Origin of the sequence: Croceitalea rosinachiae, assembly GCF_031846445.1 — a bacterium.
GTDB lineage: Bacteria > Bacteroidota > Bacteroidia > Flavobacteriales > Flavobacteriaceae > Croceitalea > Croceitalea rosinachiae.
Map to the genome: position 1 here is coordinate 1 of NZ_JAVRHR010000014.1, position 2,356 is coordinate 2,356.

The 2,356-nt window shown below is 47.9% G+C and carries 1 protein-coding gene; it reads right to left on the bottom strand.

Going from position 1 to position 2,356, the window contains the following annotated elements:
- Window positions 1-2,356, bottom strand: a 2,356-nt coding sequence (locus RM706_RS16440; RefSeq protein ID WP_311353360.1) for a cohesin domain-containing protein, incomplete at both ends; no start/stop codon positions are given.

The following is a 2,356-nucleotide window of genomic DNA, read 5'->3' on the forward strand; positions in this document are numbered from 1 at the left end:
GATGAAGGTCTGTGGGTCGATGTCGTTGTTCACAAATCCGAACTCCACCGGTGTGCCGCCGTCCAATATGTAGAGGGCACGCACGAAATCGGAACTCTCCTTGTTGTCGTCGGAATCATCGACGTCCATCGATAGCGATACCGTTCCGCCAATAGGTATAACCTCGGAGGTCCAAGTGCCCACACCACCGGATACATTGGTCCAGAACCTGCCGTCCAATACCTCGAAGGTACCGCCGGTACGGGCAGAGCTCCAAGCCGTGGCACCGTTGTCAACCACGTCGCCATTGGACAAATCCTCAAAGTCTTCCAGCCAGATCGTACCCTCTAGGTTTTCATCTAATTTAATGCGCACCACATTAGATATATCACATGCACCTTGTCCACAACCATCCGTAGCAGGAATGATTGTAGCTACGATGTAGTAGGTCATGCTATCGGAAGTACCTGTCAAGTCAAGTGCTACCTCATTAGTTCCCGCACCATTTAGCGTGGTCGTAAGTGCTTGTAGAGACTGTGTCTTGTTCATTTCAAATGGATCCAGGGTAGTTGGATCAATTACAAGATCTTCCAAGGTGGTTCCATAAACCAACACTTCGACAGCTGCGTTGGCAGGACCGGTGATGGTTGCAATCTGATCGGTTTCAGACACAATACCATTTCCAGCGATACCTCCCACACTTAAAGAAGGAGCCACACACTGGGGGGTCTCTGGGTTAAAGAAGTTTTCAGAATTCACTAAGCTGGCACCTACTTGATACAACTGGCGCGTTGCCGAAGTTCCATCAGAGTACGTAACAGTTATGGTAGAGCCAATCAATTCAGATCCCGAAACAGCTCCCGCATTTCCAGCGGAGTTGAAGCCTATAATACTCAACGGATCGACATCTACTTCAATATTTAATTCCTCTCCGGGTTCAAAGTCGGTAAAATCCAGGGTCATCACAGTATATCCCCCAGGAACGATTTCGCCTGAGAAAGGATCTACACAATCAGGATCATTTCCAGATCCAGCATTCCCAGGAATAGTGAGTCCTACACTACCGTCTCCTCCAGTTTGTCCTATGATCTCCACACAGGAAGCCGTGGCATCGCCAGCTGTTCCTATGGGATCGAAGAGCATATTCGGGAATACTGCAGTACTTAAATCTATGCTTACAGAAACAATGTTCACACTACTCGTGGAATTGTTGTTGATGAATAAGCCTCCACCAAAAGTACTGGAACCAGCTAGTCCACCGCCGGTGTCGAAAGCGACACGTGCACAAGTCACTTCAGGTGCAGTAACAAATAGGTTGATTACAGTAGTTCCGTCGTTGTACCCGGTACCCGTTCCCGTTACGGTAGCAGAATAGGTTCCAGGCGGTAGGTCTGTAGCATCCACTTCAAATCCGTCGTTTCCAGGATTAAAGCTCAACCAGGTTGGCGTTAAAATGGTAGCATCATCCACTGCAGAAAGGAGTAGGTCTCCAGGCAATGAACTCTCATCTGACGTTCCTACGGTAAAAGATCCCGTTGTACTCTGTTCAGTTTCAACTGTCGCATTTATGGGATTCGGTGTAATTACCAAACTCGGTGGGGGATCTACGGTTAAGCTGACCACAGCTGTTGCATCGTCGTATCCGGCAACCCCACTAGCGGTTAAGGTTCCTGTATAGGTTCCCGGGGCGAGTCCGGTTGCATCAAAGTTCACCTGATAGGTAATACCCTGATCTGCAGATGAAACAGTAGTCGCCCATGTGGCAGGATTACTTGTTGCATCATCAATGAGGGCCATACTAGCAGACGAAGGTAAAGCAGTAGTATCATTTGCATCTACTACATAGTCTACGGTTGTGGTCTGATTGGACAATAAGTTCGTTAGGATTGGATCCGGCGTGATAGTCAAACCTGGGTTTTCATCGACGTTGACCAGTCCATTGGTTGTTCCCGTGAGAACATTATTGCCACCAAAGGTTGCAATTGTGGAAGCGGCCCCATCTGGATCTATAAAATTCAACTGTGTTGAACCTGCACCAACGGCACTGAACTCTATTGTCAGCAAATCAAAAGTTCCTGAAACAGGTCCTGACAAAGATCCTACTGAATAGTCTATGGTTCCCAAAGTGTTATCAGAAGTTTCGCTTATCAAGGGCAGGGTCAAAGTACCGCCAGGTGTTAAAGAGCTTACTTCCACTATGGCGGAGTCAAAAGTCAAATGAACCTCTGAACCGTCTACTGGCTGGTCATTGGCCTGTACCTGAATAGTAACAGAGAATGTGTCGCCGTCCGTTACATTTGATATTTCTGGATTGACCACAAAGAACACATCCGTAACCGGTGCGGCGCTTACGTTCACCGTCCTGGTAACCTGTACC